This is a genomic window from Streptomyces sp. NPDC048639 (genome assembly GCF_043199075.1).
Lineage (GTDB): Bacteria > Actinomycetota > Actinomycetes > Streptomycetales > Streptomycetaceae > Streptomyces.
In genome coordinates, this window is sequence record NZ_JBICVP010000011.1 from 262,100 (window position 1) to 278,389 (window position 16,290).

General features: G+C 70.9%; 13 protein-coding genes. 6 read left to right on the forward strand and 7 right to left on the reverse strand.

The genetic code is table 11. The features are described 5' to 3' along the window. The first annotated feature begins 287 nt into the window (after positions 1-287). Positions 288-1,457, forward strand: coding sequence for a winged helix-turn-helix domain-containing protein (locus ACGFNH_RS28245; protein ID WP_393658414.1), 1,170 nt, complete (start codon positions 288-290; stop codon positions 1,455-1,457). A gap of 358 nt (positions 1,458-1,815) precedes the next feature. Here the strand turns inward: ACGFNH_RS28245 and ACGFNH_RS28250 are convergent, their stop codons facing one another. From ACGFNH_RS28250 to mtnA, 7 genes are all read right to left on the reverse strand, one after another. Then, on the reverse strand, positions 1,816-2,559 hold the full coding sequence (locus ACGFNH_RS28250) for a response regulator (RefSeq protein WP_393658416.1): 744 nt from the start codon (positions 2,557-2,559) through the stop codon (positions 1,816-1,818). A gap of 266 nt (positions 2,560-2,825) precedes the next feature. Beyond that, positions 2,826-3,515 (reverse strand): ribosome hibernation-promoting factor, HPF/YfiA family, encoded by a 690-nt coding sequence (hpf, locus tag ACGFNH_RS28255; protein ID WP_393658418.1) that lies wholly within the window; start codon positions 3,513-3,515, stop codon positions 2,826-2,828. A 475-nt stretch (positions 3,516-3,990) separates the two neighbouring features. Beyond that, on the reverse strand, positions 3,991-4,701 hold the full coding sequence (locus ACGFNH_RS28260; RefSeq protein ID WP_393658420.1) for a ComF family protein: 711 nt from the start codon (positions 4,699-4,701) through the stop codon (positions 3,991-3,993). Positions 4,702-4,863: 162 nt separating this feature from the next. After that, a complete protein-coding gene (locus ACGFNH_RS28265) occupies positions 4,864-6,654 on the reverse strand; it encodes an LpqB family beta-propeller domain-containing protein (RefSeq protein ID WP_393658422.1) in 1,791 nt (596 codons plus the stop codon). A gap of 37 nt (positions 6,655-6,691) precedes the next feature. Beyond that, the gene (gene mtrB, locus ACGFNH_RS28270; RefSeq protein WP_393658424.1) at positions 6,692-8,632 is read right to left on the reverse strand and encodes an MtrAB system histidine kinase MtrB; all 1,941 of its coding nucleotides are present in this window, start codon (positions 8,630-8,632) and stop codon (positions 6,692-6,694) included. A gap of 1 nt (position 8,633) precedes the next feature. Then, on the reverse strand, positions 8,634-9,323 hold the full coding sequence (mtrA, locus tag ACGFNH_RS28275) for a two-component system response regulator MtrA (protein WP_393658426.1): 690 nt from the start codon (positions 9,321-9,323) through the stop codon (positions 8,634-8,636). Positions 9,324-9,327: 4 nt separating this feature from the next. Then, a complete protein-coding gene (mtnA, locus tag ACGFNH_RS28280; RefSeq protein ID WP_393658428.1) occupies positions 9,328-10,476 on the reverse strand; it encodes an S-methyl-5-thioribose-1-phosphate isomerase in 1,149 nt (382 codons plus the stop codon). 185 nt (positions 10,477-10,661) lie between these two features. Between mtnA and ACGFNH_RS28285 the strand changes: the two genes are divergently transcribed. Genes ACGFNH_RS28285 through ACGFNH_RS28305 form a run of 5 tightly spaced genes read left to right on the forward strand, consistent with a single transcriptional unit; the run spans position 10,662 to position 16,147 of the window. Next, positions 10,662-11,909 carry a hypothetical protein gene (locus ACGFNH_RS28285; protein ID WP_393658430.1) on the forward strand — a complete coding sequence of 416 codons (1,248 nt, stop codon included), beginning with the start codon at positions 10,662-10,664 and terminating at the stop codon, positions 11,907-11,909. A gap of 7 nt (positions 11,910-11,916) precedes the next feature. Next, on the forward strand, positions 11,917-12,606 hold the full coding sequence (locus tag ACGFNH_RS28290; RefSeq protein WP_393658467.1) for a DUF4129 domain-containing protein: 690 nt from the start codon (positions 11,917-11,919) through the stop codon (positions 12,604-12,606). Further along, a complete protein-coding gene (locus ACGFNH_RS28295; protein ID WP_393658432.1) occupies positions 12,603-13,856 on the forward strand; it encodes a DUF4350 domain-containing protein in 1,254 nt (417 codons plus the stop codon). Before ACGFNH_RS28290 ends, ACGFNH_RS28295 begins: the two co-directional genes overlap by 4 nt. After that, the gene (locus ACGFNH_RS28300; RefSeq protein ID WP_393658434.1) at positions 13,853-14,818 is read left to right on the forward strand and encodes an AAA family ATPase; all 966 of its coding nucleotides are present in this window, start codon (positions 13,853-13,855) and stop codon (positions 14,816-14,818) included. The genes ACGFNH_RS28295 and ACGFNH_RS28300 overlap by 4 nt, the downstream gene beginning before the upstream one ends. A gap of 18 nt (positions 14,819-14,836) precedes the next feature. Further along, a complete protein-coding gene (locus ACGFNH_RS28305; protein ID WP_393658436.1) occupies positions 14,837-16,147 on the forward strand; it encodes a DUF58 domain-containing protein in 1,311 nt (436 codons plus the stop codon). Positions 16,148-16,290 lie beyond the last annotated feature (143 nt).

Consider the following 16,290-nt stretch of genomic DNA (forward strand, 5'->3'; position numbering starts at 1 on the left):
CAACGGCCATCGTAAGTCAGGACACCTCCGTGCCGGGAGGTCCGTGGGTACGAAGGGCCGGTGTCACCCTCAGAAGAACGGACGACCCCCGCCGATGGTTTCCGGATCACTGCTCCGGAGGGGCCGTACGAGGGTCCGTGCGGAAGTCCTGTACGGAGGCGGTGGCCGGGAGGCGCCGGGAGGCGCCGTCGTTGCGTGCGGTGGCCGGTCGAACGACGCCCCGGCATCGGGGCGAGGCCTCCGGCGCCCGGGGCGCATTGTCAGTGCCCGGGTCTAGGGTGCCGCGCATGACGACGATGCCACCGCCAGTGACGGAGCTCTCCGCGGACGAGGCGCGGCGGACGGCGCTGCGCGCCCAGGGCCTGCTCGGCGCGCCGGACCGGCGTGCCGGGGCGCGGGGGGTGCTGCGTCATCTCGGCGCGGTGCAACTGGACACGATCTCGGTGCTGGCGCGCTCCCATGAACTCGTGCCGTACGCACGCCTGGGCGCAGTGGGGCGCCCCGCGGTCGAGTCGGCGTACTGGACCGGGACACATGCCTTCGAGTACTGGTCCCATGCGGCCTGCATCCTGCCCATCGAAGAATGGCCGCATTTCGCCTTCCGTCGCCGGGCGTACCGTAACCGGCCGCACTGGCACCACGAGCTGTCCGACAGCGCCTACGACACCGTGATCAAGCAGCTGCGGGCGGAGGGGCCATTGACCGCCACCGAGCTGGGCGGCGCCAAGAACGGCGGCGAGTGGTGGGACTGGTCGGAGACCAAGATCGCCGTCGAGCGGGCGCTGATGTACGGCGAAGTGGTCTGCACCGAGCGACGCAGCTGGAAGCGGGTCTACGACCTGGCCGAGCGCGCCGTCCCCGGCGCGCTGGCGCACGACGAACTGGACGACACCGAGTGCATGCGGCGGCTGGTGCGACTGGCCGGGCAGTCGCTCGGGGTCGGGACGCGGGCGGATATCGCGGACTACCACCGGCTCAAGGGCGAGCAGGTCGACGCGGTGATCGCGGACTCGGGTCTGGTGCCGGTCGAGGTCGAGGGGTGGGGGAAACCCGCGTGGGCGGATCCTGAGGCGCTGGCATCCGAGCCGCGCGGGCGGCACCGTACGACCTTGCTGTCGCCGTTCGACTCGCTGATCTGGGACCGGCCCCGCACGGAGCGGATCTTCGGCTTCACCCACCGTCTCGAGGCATACGTTCCCAAGCCCCGGCGGATACACGGCTACTTCGCGATGCCGCTGCTTTCCGGCGGGCGGCTGATGGGCCGGGTCGATCCCGCACGGGAGGGAAAGACGCTTGTGGCGCGGCAGGTGTCGCTGGACGGGCGGAAGGCGGTGCGGCCCATGGCTCAGGCGTTGCGGGAGGCCGCGTCGTGGGTGGGCTGCGAGACGGTGCGCGTCGAGCGGGTCATGCAGCCGGAGCTCGCAGCTGCGCTGGTCGAGGCACTGACCACCGACTGACGCGGATCGGCCTCAGGGGATCGGCCCTCCGCACTCCGGCACGGGCGTGGCCGGAGCGGTCCTGGTCCGGCGACCTCGAGTACGGGCGGGCTCTGTGCGAGCGGGCTACGTACGGGCGGGCTCCGTGCGGGCGGGTGCGGCCTCCGGCGCGAGGGACGGCCTCGGTGCGGCCCAAAGCGCGAGGGTGCGGCCTTTGTTGAGTGTGGCCCCGGGCGCGAGGCGTCCCAGTACGCGAGGGCGGCCCAGTACGCGAAGGGCGCTCGGATGCTGCCGATTCTGCAGGTTCGGCGGTACGGCGGTACGGCGGTACGGCGGTACGGCTGAAGTCCCTCAGCCGACAGTGCCCTGCCGGCGTCTGCTACCTGATCTCGAGGATCTTCTCGCGCATCGCGTAGACCACGGCCTCCATACGGGAGTGGAGCTGCAGCTTCTCCAGGATGTTGCGGACGTGGTTCTTGACCGTGTTCTCGCTGATGAACAACTGCTTGGCGATGTCACGGTTGTTCATGCCCGTCGCAACGAGCTTGAGGACCTCGAGCTCGCGGTCGGTCAGCCGGGGCGCGGGCACCAGACGACGTTCATCGGTGCGCTGGATCATCGACTTGAACTCGGTGAGGAGCTTCGATGCCATCGAGGGGCTGATCTGGGACTGACCGTCGGCGACCGCGCGAATCGCGGTGGCCACCTCGTCGGTGGAGATCTCCTTGAGGAGATAGCCGGTGGCACCGGCCTTGATCGCGTCGTAGAGATCGGCCTCCTCGTCGCTGATCGTCAGCATGATGATCTTCGCGCTGGGGGCCACCTCCTTGATGGACGTGCACGCCTCGATCCCGCCCCGCTTGGGCATCCGGACGTCCATCAGCACGATGTCGGGCAGCAGATCGGCGGCCTTGTCCACAGCCTCCGCACCGTCGCCCGCCTCACCCACGACCTGGATGTCCTCCTCCTGCGCGAGGACGATCTCAAGACCACGGCGGAAGAGGGCATGGTCGTCCACGACGAGGACCCGGATCGGCTCCTTCCGTGGCCGGCCCGTGTCCGAACCGGCTGTGTCGACGCATTCGTCGTACGCGCCGGGTCCGGGCCCGAAGCTGTCCGCCATCGTTCCTCCCCCTGAAGTCCATGGCCCTGGGTTGTCTGCCGGGCCAACCGGTCTGAAGAGAGCGCGGGTTGGCTGCGCCGCCATGATTCCATGACGGGAGGCCGCCGCGTTGCCCTCGTGGTCGCACAATGGTGCCCTCGGGAGCACCGTCCGCGCTCCCGAGGGCACCTAATCCGGCCTCTGTTCAGCGATTTCCGGCGACTGGCCGCCCATCCTCCGTAAGCTTCGCCGGCTTCAGGGGCTTCGCGGGCTTCATGAGCCCTGCATCAGCCTCCGAGAGCGCCGCCCGCCCCGTGCGGGGCCATTTCGACCATGGGATCGGACTCCAGGTGGATCACGCCGTAGTCGTAGGCGTGACGGCGGTAGACGACACTCGGCTGCTTGGTCTCGGAGTCGATGAACAGGTAGAAGTCGTGTCCGACCAGCTCCATCTCGTAGAGAGCCTGGTCGAGCGTCATGGGCGCGGCGGCATGGGTCTTCTCGCGGACCACCAGCGGTCCGTCGCCCTGGATTTCGAGGGAACCGATCTTCTTGGTGGGGATGGTCTCCTCAACGCGCGTCGTCTCGGCTGCGATGTCTCCGTTGAGCCGGGCGGCGAGTGGTGCGGTGGCGGCTGCGACGCTGGTCGGCGTCCGGCTGCCGCCTCGGTGGACCCTGCGCTTGTCGGCCTGCTTGCGCAGTTGCGCTTCGAGCCTTGCGGTGGCCGCGTCGAGTGCGGCGTAGGCGTCTGCGGCCGAGGCTTCCGCGCGGATGACGGGTCCACGGGTGCGGAGCGTGATCTCCACTCGGTCGCAACGGTCCGACTGACGGGGATTGTGTTCCTTGGACACCTCGACGTCGAGGCTGATCACCTTGCCGTCGATCTTCTGGATCTTGTCCAGCTTCAGCTTCTCGGCCACGTGCTTACGAAAGCGCTCAGGCACCTCGGTCTTGCGGCCCTTGACGACGATGTCCACGCAGAACTCCGTTCCCGGATCGCTCCGCTTCAGCGCGGTTCGATCCCAACTTGCCCTGAGACCGGTCGGGTCGCCTTCTCTACCGGCGGTGGCCGTCCGGCACTGCGTTTGCTGCATCGCCACGCACCCGGGCGTCATCCGGAGTCGCGGCGTTGCGACTTTCACGTCCTCCTCCCCAGTCGACAAGATCACAACCCCATCGACTTCAGAGACGGCGAAAAGTCCCGAAGCACGCTTGTCCGACATTCATGGCAAAAGGTCCGCCACTTCCTCACAACCGAACATAGCTCGACCGGATGGGTGTCGGCACCCCCTACCGGTGCGTACTTGGGCTCCGGAACTCCTTCCCCTCACACCACGAGCAACGACGATCGATTCACGCCAGTTCCCTCTCCGTTCAGCGCAGGGATGATCCACCGCACCACGGTCGTCACCTCCGGCAACCGCCTTTCGGAACACTCGGCCACACCCGGGGTCAGAACGCCGTCAGAGGAGCGGCGACCACGGCCCCGCCCACAACCCGGCCACCGGCCGCCGTGACCGCTCGCGCCCCTTCCGCGAGCGACGCCCCCGTCGTCATCAGATCGTCCACGAGCACCACGGAGGCACCCTCCGGCACCGCGGAGCGGCCGCGTAGAAGCCCTGCGGCGCTCGCCGGGACCATCAGGGCACCGGCAAGGTTTCCGAGCCGCTGCGGGCCGGTCAGCCCGGTCTGGTCCGCCACTGCGCGCCGCTGCCGCAGCACCGGAGCCACCCGCGCCGGTCTGCCACCGCGTCTCAGCCCCGCCGCCGCGGCCCGGGCGACCCTTCGCGTCGGATCGTGCCCCCGCGCCGCCACCGCCCGCCGTGCCGACGGGATCGGCACCAGCAGCAGCCTGCCCCGCCCACCCGAGCACGCCCGTATCGCACCGGCCAGCGCCTCGCCCAGCGGCCCGGCCAACGCCATGGCTCCACGCTCCTTGTGGGCGAGCAGCACGGCCCGCACCTCGTCCCCGTACGGCGCCGCCGCATGGACGGGCGGCAGGCCCGCCGGCTCCGGACTCGGCCTGACCCGGCGCGGCTCCTTGCCGCTCAGCGCCGTACGGCACCGGTCGCACAGCACGCTCCGCGGCCGCCCGCACCCCGCGCACCCGACCGGCAGGACGAGCCCCGCGATCTCCTGCCACCACCTCTGGATCCCCCGCATGGCAGCCACTCTGCCGGGCCGGACCGCAGCCCACCAGCCCTGTGGATAACCCTGAGAGACACCCCGGGCACGCGTTAACGGCCGGCCGAAAGGCCCTGGCCAGAGCAGGCTCCACCCGCCTCGGGCCGGGTGGCGACCGCCTCGGCCCGGGTCGGCGCCGCCTCAGCCCGGGTAGACGGGGGCCGTGCCCTTGTCGGTCACCAGCTTCCAGTTCGCGTCGACGGGCAGCCGCACGATCCCGTCGTCCGAGTGCGCGACCAGCGGCTTGCTCTCGTCCTCCGAAGCCGCGACCGCCTCGACGCCGCTGATACCCGGCAGCGTCGGCGTGTTCGACGACGAACCGTCGGTCTCCACGTACTGGAGTTGCTGCACCCCGCCGGGCTCCCGGCCCACGACGACCAACCGGCTGGTGCCCGCCCAGGACGCGGACTCCACATGCTCGAGTTGCGGCGCGACCGACAGCAGATCGTTCACCGCCAGAGGCGGCTTCCCGGCCCCGCCGCCCGTCCGCTCCACACGCCCCAGCTCCAGCGACGTACGCCCGTCCCGCGTGATCAGCAGGGCGATCCGCACACCGTCCGACGAGACACGCAGACCCTTGATCCGGCCATCGCCGAGCGACGGCACCTCGACCTCCTGCGCCTCGTCCGTGCCCGCCGCCAGCCGCAGCAGGCGCGGGCGCTTCGGATCACGGTCGGCGATCCACAGGTTGCCGTGACCGTCCCAGCTCGGGGCGGTGAGGGCGTCCTTCTCGCTCTTCGCGCGGGACCGCAGCTTGGCGTCCCCCCGCTCGGCGCCCGAGCTCATCGGCGCCACGTACAGCGACCGCCCGTCCAGGGACACCCCGGCGGCCTGGCGCTCATGGCGGTCGACACCGACCGATCCCAACTGCACGGTGCCGTCACCGAACGGGCCCTCCACCCTGCTCGGCTCGTCGCTCGCATCGGAGAGGCTGGCCAGCCGGTGCTCCCCGTCGATGAAGTACTGACGCTCGGCGTGCCTGCGCAGGCCCGCGGGCGCGTACACGGCCGCCTCCCCGGCACTCAGCCCGCACAGCTCGCCCCCGTCCCGGTCGGCCAGATCCACCTTGCTGATCTTGGCCGAGGCCTGGTCCTGGACGGTGTAGAGGAGCTGGGCGGCCATCCTGGTGCACTGCACCCGGCTGAGGTCCGATCCCCGGCCGCTCAGCCGCACCTTCAGCCCGTTCGAGTCGTCCAGCGTCAGCGAGGAGTCCACGAACTTCGTACCGCTGGGGAACTTCGAGTCGACAACCCCCTCCATCCAGCTCGTCGGCCCGTCCAGCAGCGCCTTCACGGTCGAGGTCAGCGGGTCGATGTAGCGCCGCAGATAGATCGGATCCGCGACAAGGACCTGCTTCTGGGCCCCCGAAGCCCGGTCGTCGCGGTCCGTGGACGCGAAGTAGTACTTGTTGACCGAGCGGTAGTTGCGATCGAAGTCGGACTTGCCGAGCACCAGCCCCGTGGGCGGGATGTCGATGCGCCACTCACCGCTCGCCTTGGTCAGGTGAACCGTCGTCCGGTACGAGCCCTCCGCCGGCTTGTACGCCTGCTTCCGGTCCACCGTGGCTATGCGGTGGCCGCTGACCTCGGCGACGGCGGTCTTCTGCTCCGGATCCCGCATGGGCCCGTCCATGGTGGGGTTCGGCCCGTCCTCGAGCACCGTCGTCTGCGAGGACGGCCGCCAGCTCGTGGACGCCGCCTTCGTCAGGTACAGGCGCGCAGTCTTGTAGTCCGCCTCGTCGCTGGTCACGGCCTCGAGGAAGCCGCGCACGATGTCGTTCGGCCCCTCGCCCGCCCTCGGAGGCACGCCGAAGACCCGCACCTGCCCCTCGGCGTCCGCGCGCGGCGAGGCGTCGACCCGGTGCACCTCGCCGCTGTCGGGCATCGAGGCGCAGCCCGCCGCCAGCAGGGCTCCCGAAGTGAGCAGGACCACCTCCCGCAGCGGGCTCCGTCGACTCTGTGTGTGCCGGTCAGAGGCCACGCGGCCCGCCCTTCCGCTCCGGTTCCCGGACCTCCGCCGGCGCCATCTCCACCTGTGGCGCGGTACGCGGCTGCGGCGGCACGGCGGCCACCTTGCGGCCGTGCGGCAGCCCCGCGTCGATCAGCCCACGGTTCCGCCTCGAGTCCTCGGGTTCGAGCGGGATCGGCGACCCGCGCAGGGACTCCCCCGCCGTGCAGGGCAGGGTCAGCCGGAACTGCGAGCCGCCGCCCGGCTCGCCCCAGGCCTGCAGCCAACCGCCGTGCAGTCGTGCGTCCTCGATGGCGATCGACAGGCCGAGACCAGTACCACCCGTCGTACGCGCCCGGGCCGGGTCCGCCCGCCAGAAACGGTTGAACACCCGCGTGGCCTCGCCCGGCTTCAGCCCCACCCCATGGTCGCGCACGGCCACCGCCGCGGCGCCACCCGCGGTCGCGAGCCGTACGACCAGGTCACGACCTTCGCCGTGCTCCACGGCGTTGACCACGAGATTGCGCAGCACCCGCTCGACGCGGCGGGCATCGGCCTCGACGATCACCGGGTGCTCGTCGCCGCGGACCAGGATCCGGCTGCCCTTGCGCTCCGCGAGCGGCTCGGCGCCCTCGATCACCCGGTGGACGATGTCCCGAAGGTCGACCGGCGCCGCCTCCAGGGCGGCTGCCCCGGCGTCGAACCGGCTGATCTCCAGCAGGTCGGACAGCAGCGACTCGAACCGGTCGAGCTGGCCTCGCAGCAGCTCCGCCGACCGGGCCGTCGCCGGATCGAAGTCCTCCCTGGCCTCATGGATGACATCGGCGGCCATCCGTACGGTCGTGAGCGGGGTCCGCAGCTCGTGCGACACGTCCGAGACGAAGCGCCGCTGCATCCGCGACAGCTCCTCGAGCTGCTGGATCTTGACCTGGAGGTTCTGCGCCATCTTGTTGAAGGACTCGCCGAGGCGTGCGATGTCGTCCTCGCCGGTGACCTTCATCCGCTCCTGCAGCATGCCGGCCGCCAGCCGCTCGGAGATCCCGGCCGCCATCCGTACGGGGGTGACGACCTGCCGGACCACGAGCCAGGCGATGGCGCCGAGCAGCACCACCACGAAGACTCCGGCCGTCGCCAACGTGCCCTTGACCAGGCTCAGCGACTTCTCCTCCTGGGTGAACGGGAAGAGGTAGTAGAGCTGGTACGCGTGGCCGTTGACGTCGTTGAGCTGCCGACCGATGGCCAGCCCCGGCTCCCCGGAATCGCCCTGGCCACGGAAGATCCTGGTGTGCTGCTCATGGGTCCCCGGCTCGTCGTCCACGGACTTCCGCAGCTCGTCCGGAACGCTCTTCACCGGGTCCACGAAACCGGAGGCGCGCGGCGCCCGCGTACCGCGGCTGTCGTTGACCAGGGCCTGCTCCGTCTCGGAGCTGAGCGCCACGACCGCATACACGCCCTGCCCGCCACTGGCGAGCTGCGCGACGAGCTCGCTCAGCCACTCACTGGAGTTCTGTGAACCGCGGGCGCCGACCTGACCGTCCTTGCCGCGCGCGTCGGAGTCCGCCTTCTCGCGGGCTACGTTGAAGCCGCCGACGGCCTGACTCTGCGCCGCGCCCTGCTTGGCGTCCTGCAGACCGTTGCGTACCTGCCCGATGACGACGACGCCGAGCAGCAGCACGACACCGAGCGACATGAGCAGCGTCGTGGCGACCACGCGGAGCTGGATGTTGCGCCGCCACAGACGCAGCGCGGGCAGCATGGGCCTGCGGAACCAACGCCACAAAAGCCGCAGCACGGGATGGACGGGGCCGCCCGGGGCACCGTCCTGCAGCAGATTCCCGCCCTGCCAGAACCGTTCGAACAATGAGATCTTGCCCACCGGGTCGACGGGCCGCCCCGAACGCGATCCCCCCGAGGGCTCGGCCCCCGGAGCTCCGGCCTCCGGAGCAGCACCGTTCCCGGCCATGTCAGCTCGGCCCGGCCTTGTAGCCGACGCCGCGCACGGTCACCACGATTTCCGGCCGCTCGGGGTCCTTCTCGACCTTCGAGCGAAGCCGCTGGACATGTACGTTCACCAGCCGGGTGTCGGCCGCGTGGCGGTAGCCCCAGACCTGCTCGAGCAGCACCTCGCGGGTGAACACCTGCCACGGCTTACGGGCCAGCGCGACGAGCAGGTCGAACTCCAGCGGGGTCAGCGCGATGGACTGACCGTCCCGCTTCACCGAGTGACCCGCGACGTCGATGACCAGATCGCCGATGGCGAGCTGCTCGGGCGCCGGTTCCTCGGAACGACGCAGCCGCGCACGGATACGGGCGACCAGCTCCTTCGGTTTGAACGGCTTGACGATGTAGTCGTCGGCACCGGACTCCAGTCCGACCACCACGTCGACCGTGTCGCTCTTCGCGGTCAGCATGACGATCGGTACGCCGGACTCGGCCCGGATGAGCCGGCACACCTCGATGCCGTCCCTGCCGGGCAGCATCAGATCGAGCAGCACCAGATCGGGCTTGACCTCGCGAAATGCGGCGAGAGCCTTGTCCCCGTCCGAGACGAACGACGGTTCAAAGCCTTCTCCGCGCAGCACGATGCCGAGCATCTCCGCCAGTGCGGTGTCGTCGTCGACGACCAGGACGCGTCCTTTCATAATCGACATCATCCCATTAGCTAATCGTTACCTGGCGTGACCTGGCACACAGCTCTGCGAGCCCCGTGCCCGTGACCGGCGACAGCACCCCGGCCTCGGTGACGATCGCGGTCACGAGATCCGGTGGCGTGACGTCGAAGGCGGGGTTGTACGCCTGGGTCCCCAGCGGCGCCACCGGTATCCCGGCCCCCGGCTCCGCCACCGCCCCCGGCGCGGTCGGCGCCGCGAATTCCGTCACCTCGTACCCCGGCCTCTGCTCCACCTCTATCGACGCCCCGTCCGGGCTCTCCAGATCCACGGTCGTGACCGGCGCCACCACGATGAACGGCACATGGTGATAGCTCGCCAGCACCGCCAGCGGATAGCTGCCCACCTTGTTCGCCACCGAGCCGTCCGCCGCGATCCGGTCGGCGCCGATCAGCACGGCATCGACCTCCCCGGCCGCGAACAGCGAACCCGCCGCGTTGTCGGTGAGCAGCGTGTACGGCATATCGCTGCGCGACGCCTCGTAGGCGGTCAGCCGGGCACCCTGCAGCAGCGGCCGCGTCTCATCGATCCACAGTCGCCGCAGCTCGCCGGCGCGGTGTGCGGCCCTGGCGACCGCGAACGCCGTGCCGTCGCCGCCCGAGACCAGAGTGCCGGTGTTGCAGTGGGTGAGAATGCGGTGCCCGCCGCCGGGGAGCAGCTCGCCGAGCAGCGCGAGACCGTGCTCCGCCATGCGAACGCTCGCCTCGGAGTCCTCCCGGTGCACCGCACGGGCCTCGACGAGAGCGGCTGCGGCCGCCTGATCCGGGCCGGCCCCTTCCTCGGAGGCCCGGTGGTATGCGGCCGCGGCCCTGCGCACTCCGTAGCCGAGGTTGACGGCGGTGGGGCGCGCGTGCGCCAGCAGCTCGGCGGCCTCGTCCACGTCGTAGCCGCGTGCGGCGGCGAGGGCGATGCCGTAGGCGCCGGCGATGCCAAGCAGCGGCGCCCCGCGGACGGCCAGCGTGCGGATGGCGTCGACCAGTGCCGGTACGTCCGTGCAGGCCAGCTCCACCTCCTCGGCGGGCAGTCGGGTCTGGTCGAGGAGCACCAGCATGGGCCCCTCAGGCGGTTCGTCCCAGCGCAGTGAAGGAACAGCGGGTGGCCCTCCGGCCACCGGAGGTACCGCGTCCTGATCAGCCATTCGCCCAGTCTGCACGGTCGGGTACGGGTATTTGAAGGTGCGGCGGGGGTAGAGGGCCAGGTACGAACGCCGACGGGCCGTGGCACGATGGCAGCCAACCGGCCGCAGCTGCGGTTCTCCCGGGGCTCTTCCCCCGTCACCGGAGCCCAGCCGACACCGCGGACGGGCACCGTGAAGGAGCGATGATGAACGACTCTCCGGGCTGGGCATCGCCCGGGTCCTCCCCCTCCGACGATGCGGGGCGGGAGAAGTCCGGACCCAACCCACCTCCCGGCCCGGGTGGCGGCCCCGCCTGGGACGGCCGGAGCGACTGGGGTGGTCAAGGCGGCTCGGGCGGTTGGGGTGGCCAAGGAGGTTGGGGCGGCCAGGGCGGCCCAGGAGGCCAGGGCGGCTGGGGCTCCGGCTGGGCACGGCCTCCGGCGGCCAAGCCGGGCATCATTCCGCTGCGTCCCCTCGGCGTCGGCGAGATCCTGGACGGCGCCGTCTCCACGATGCGCGCCCACTGGCGCACGGTGCTGGGCATCTCCCTCGTCGTCGCCGTCCTGACCCAGGGCGTCTCCACGCTCGCGACCGGCCTCTGGTTCCGCGACACGTCCAGCATCGAGGGCCTGGAGAACAACCCGAATCCATCGCTCAACGAGACCCTTGACGCCCTCGGCGGCACCCTGAGCAGCACCGGCGTGGCCTGGCTGATCAATATGCTCGGCACGATCATCGCCACCGCCATGCTGACCATTGTGGTCAGCCGCGCCGTCCTGGGCCGCTCCGTGTCGACCTCCGAGGCATGGCGGGGTTCCCGGTCCCAACTGCCGCGCCTCTTCGGCCTGTTGTTCCTGATCCCCGTGCTCATTCTGGGCGTTGCCGCGGTCGGCGTGGCACCGGGCCTGATCGTCTCCCAGTCCGGCAACACCGGTGCGGGAGCGGCCCTCGCTCTGTTCGGGGGACTGGTCGGCATGGTCGCCGCCATCTGGCTCTGGATCCGCTACAGCCTCTCGGCCGCCGCCCTGATGCTCGAGAAGCAGGGGGTGCTCGCCTCGATGCGCCGCTCCGCCAAGCTCGTACGGCGCGCCTGGTGGCGGGTCTTCGGCATCCAGCTCCTCACGGTCATCCTGATCACCGTCGTCTCGGGGGTCATCGAGGTTCCCGTGGGTATCGTCGGCGTGTTCGCGGGCGGCGAGGGCGCCATGGACTGGCTGTCCGGCGAATCCTCCGTCACCACATGGCCGTTCCTGATCATCATGGGTGTCGGCGCGGTGCTCAGCTCGACGATCACCCTTCCGATCGGCGCCGGGGTCACGGCGCTCCTCTACATGGACCAGCGCATCCGCCGCGAGGCGCTGGACCTCGAACTGGCCCGTGCCGCCGGCGTTCCCGGATACGGCGAACCGGAGCCGAGCGGCTACCCTGCCCACGACACCGCACCGGGGAGTTGATGCGGTGATCCCGACGGGGGGCACGGCCGCACTGACGGGCTTCCTCGTGCGTGCCGGCGACGAAGGACCGGTGACCACCCCGCGCGTCCCCGCACGGGAGGCGGCGGAGCGGGAGCTCTCCAAGCCGATGTACCAGGAGCACGAACCGGGGCTGTTCCAGCGGGCCTTGGACTGGTTCTGGGAACGCGTCGACGGCCTCCTCGGCGCTGCCTCGGGTGCCACTCCCGGCGGCACCGTCGGCGTGGTCGTCATCGCCGCGGTCGTGGTCCTGCTCGTGATCGCTCTGCGCCTGCGGCTCGGCGCCCTGCGACGCGCCCCCACGACCGGCGGCACGCTCTTCGACGACCGCCCGCGCAGCGCAGCCGAACACCGCGCCGCCGCCGAGCGCCACGCCTCCGAGAACCGCTGGGAGCAGGCCGTCCAGGAGCGCATGCGGGCCGTGGTCCGCTCCCTGGAGGAACGCGCCCTGCTCGATCCGCGCCCGGGCCGCACCGCGGACGAAGCCGCGGCCGAGGCGGGCCGCTCCCTGCCCGAGCGGGCCGACGCCCTCAAGGCGGCCGCCCGCGCCTTCGACGACGTCACATACGGCGGCCGCGAAGCCACCGCCGACGCATACGCACGCATCGTCGAACTGGACACCGACCTCCAGCGCAGCAAGCCCCGCCTCCACAACACCCCGGCCGGAGGCGCCCGATGACCGCGGCAGCCACCGTCTCCACGTCCACCTCCCCCACCGGGCGGCAGATGTGGACCCGCTCCCGCGGACTGCTGCTCGGCTTCGCCATCCTGGTCATCGCGGGCGTCATCCTGGCCGTGCTCCGCTCCGGGGAGCAGCGGGGTCTTCTGGACCCCCGTTCCGCGGACCGGTACGGCAGCCGTGCGGTCGCCGAACTCCTCGCCGACCGCGGCGTCTCCACGGAGTTCGTGACGACCACCGATGCCGCCACAGCAGCTGCCCGTCCCGGCACGACCGTCCTCATCGCGGAGCCCGACCGCCTCACCGAAGGACAGCAGCGGAAACTGCACGGCGCCCTGGGGAAGTCCGGTGGACGCACGGTGCTCGTCGGCGCCGGTGAGTCCTCCGCCGGCGCCCTCGCCCCGGGCGTACGAGCCGCCGAGCCGGTGGACGTCGGCACCCGCTCCCCGGGCTGCGATCTGTCCGCCGCCGAGCGGGCAGGAAAGGCCGAACTCGGCGGGAACCGGTACGACTCCTCCGGCCGTGACGCCGATGCCTGCTACCGCAGCGGCGGCCTGCCCACACTGCTCCGCATGCCGGGGGCGAACGGCGGTGACACCGTCCTCCTCGGCTCCCCCGACATCCTCTTCAACGACCGCCTGGCGAAGGAGGGCAACGCCTCTCTCGCTCTCCAACTCCTCGGTTCCCACGACCATCTCGTCTGGTACCTCCCCTCGCTCTCCGACACAGCCGCCGGTGAGGGCGACCGCAGCTTCACCGATCTCATCCCCGAGGGCTGGCACTGGGCCGTGCTCCAACTCACCGTCGCCGCAGTCCTCGCCGCCCTCTGGCGTGCCCGCCGGCTCGGCCCGCTGGTCACCGAGCGGCTGCCCGTCGTCATCCGGGCGTCGGAGGCCACCGAAGGCCGCGCCCGGCTCTACCGGAAGGCGAACGCCCGCGACCGTGCGGCCGAGGCTCTGCGTTCCGCCACCCGTACCCGGCTCGCACCGCTCGTCGGCGTACCCGCGGCGGCGGCCCACAGCCGCCAGGACCTCGTTCCGGCGGTCTCAGGCCATCTCCCGCTGCCGGCACCGGACATCGACGACCTGCTCTTCGGCCCGGCACCCGCAGACGACTCCGCTCTGGTCCGTCTCGCCGATGAACTCGACGAACTGGAGCACCGCATCACATCGAGCAGCACCCGTCACACCGACTCCGTGTCAGCCCCGCACCCCGCTTCACCTCCGATCGAAAGGGACCGCACTCCGTGAGCGCCCCGACTCCCGACAGCGCCCGCGCCTCGCTCGAAGCGCTGAGAACCGAGATCTCCAAGGCCGTGGTCGGCCAGGACCCCGCCGTCACCGGCCTGGTCGTCGCCCTGCTGTGCCGCGGCCACGTCCTGCTCGAGGGCGTCCCGGGAGTCGCCAAGACACTGCTCGTACGAGCCCTGGCCGCATCGCTCCAACTGGAGACGAAGCGCGTGCAGTTCACCCCGGACCTCATGCCGAGCGACGTGACCGGCTCGCTGATCTACGACGCGCGCACGGCGGAGTTCTCCTTCCAGCCCGGCCCGGTCTTCACCAATCTGCTGCTCGCCGACGAGATCAACCGCACTCCTCCCAAGACACAGGCATCACTTCTCGAAGCCATGGAGGAACGCCAGGTCTCGGTCGACGGAACACCCCGGCCCCTCCCGGACCCGTTCCTCGTCGCCGCGACACAGAACCCGGTCGAGTACGAGGGCACCTACCCCCTCCCCGAAGCCCAACTCGACCGCTTCCTGCTCAAACTGACGGTGCCTCTGCCCTCCCGTGAAGACGAGGTCAACGTCCTCACACGACATGCCGAAGGCTTCGACCCACGGGACCTGAACGCCGCCGGGCTGCGCCCCGTAGCGGGACCCGAGCACCTGGCGGCCGCCCGCGAGGCCGTCGCCAAGACATCGGTCTCCCCCGAGATCGCCGGCTATGTCGTCGATATCTGCCGTGCCACGCGTGAATCCCCCTCGCTCTCCCTCGGCGCCTCCCCCCGTGGAGCCACCGCCCTGCTCGCCGCCTCGCGCGCCTGGGCCTGGCTGACAGGCCGCGACTACGTCATTCCTGACGATGTGAAGGCACTCGCCCTGCCCACACTCCGCCACAGGATCCAACTCCGCCCCGAGGCCGAGATGGAAGGCGTCACCGCCGACTCCGTCATCACGTCGGTCCTGGCCAACGTGCCCGTGCCCCGCTGAGGCGACAGGAACGGAACCTTGGCTCTCACCGGACGGACCGCCCTGATCGCCGCACTCGGCGCTCTGCTCACCGGTCTCCTCTTCCCCCACTGGACCGGCTTCCTCGCCCTCAACTCCCTCCTCGCACTCGCAATTCTGTGCGACCTGATGCTCGCCGCACCAGTGCGAAGCCTCCGCTTCACTCGATCCGGTGACACATCCGTTCGACTGGGAGAACAGGCGCAGGTACAACTCGTTCTGGAGAACCCGTCGAACCGCCCCCTGCGGGCACATCTCCGCGACGCCTGGCCCCCCAGCAGTTGGCCGGCCTCCGCCGGGCCTGCCGCATCCCGACACCGACTCGCGGTGCCGCCGGGCGAGCGACGGCGCCTCACCACGGTGCTGCGGCCCACGCGCCGCGGAGACCGCAGGTCCGAGCGCGTCACCGTCCGCTCCCACGGCCCCCTCGGCCTGGCTGCCCGGCAGGGTCACCACACAGTCCCCTGGACGATCCGCGTCCTTCCGCCCTTCACCAGCAGGAAGCACCTGCCTGCCAAGCTCGCGCGCCTCCGCGAACTCGACGGCAGGACAAGCGTCCTGACCCGAGGCGAGGGCACCGAGTTCGACAGCCTCCGTGAGTACGTGCCCGGCGACGACACCCGGTCCATCGACTGGCGCGCCACAGCACGCCAGTCCGCCGTCGCCGTCCGCACCTGGCGCCCCGAGCGCGACCGCCGCATCCTGCTGGTGCTCGACACCGGCCGCACCTCGGCGGGACGTGTCGGTGACGCTCCACGCCTCGACGCCGCCATGGACGCCGCCCTGCTCCTCGCCGCTCTGGCCACCCGCGCCGGCGACCGTGTCGACCTGCTCGCCTACGACCGGCGTACCCGTGCCTCCGTACAGGGCCGCGCCGCCGGGGATGTACTCCCCGCCCTGGTCAACGGTCTGGCGACACTCGACCCGGAGCTCGTGGAGACGGACGCCCGCGGACTCACGGCCACGGCCCTGCGCGCCGCACCCCGGCGGTCCCTGATCGTGCTGCTCACCGGCCTCGACGCCGCGGCCGTCGAAGAGGGGCTGCTGCCCGTCCTCCCCGGACTCACGCATCGCCACACGGTCCTGCTGGCCTCGGTCGCCGATCCGCGCATTCAGGAGATGACCCGATCCAGGGGCTCGCTCGACAGCGTCTACGAAGCGGCGGCGGGAGCCCGAGCCCAAGCGGAACGCCTTCGTACGGCGGACCGTCTACGGCGCCACGGCGTCACCGTCGTCGACGCGACTCCGAACGAACTCGCTCCAGCTCTGGCCGACGCCTACCTCTCCCTGAAGGCCGCAGGCCGGCTCTGACGCCGGAGCCCCTCCCATCATGTGGGCGGATGGGCTGGCCTTTGAAGCGAAAGGCCTTACGAACGCAAAAAAGCCGTGGGGGTTGGGGCGCCAATTTTAGGTGGGTATCCCCCCCCGAAAGAATTTTTTTGGGGGGGGTGAAA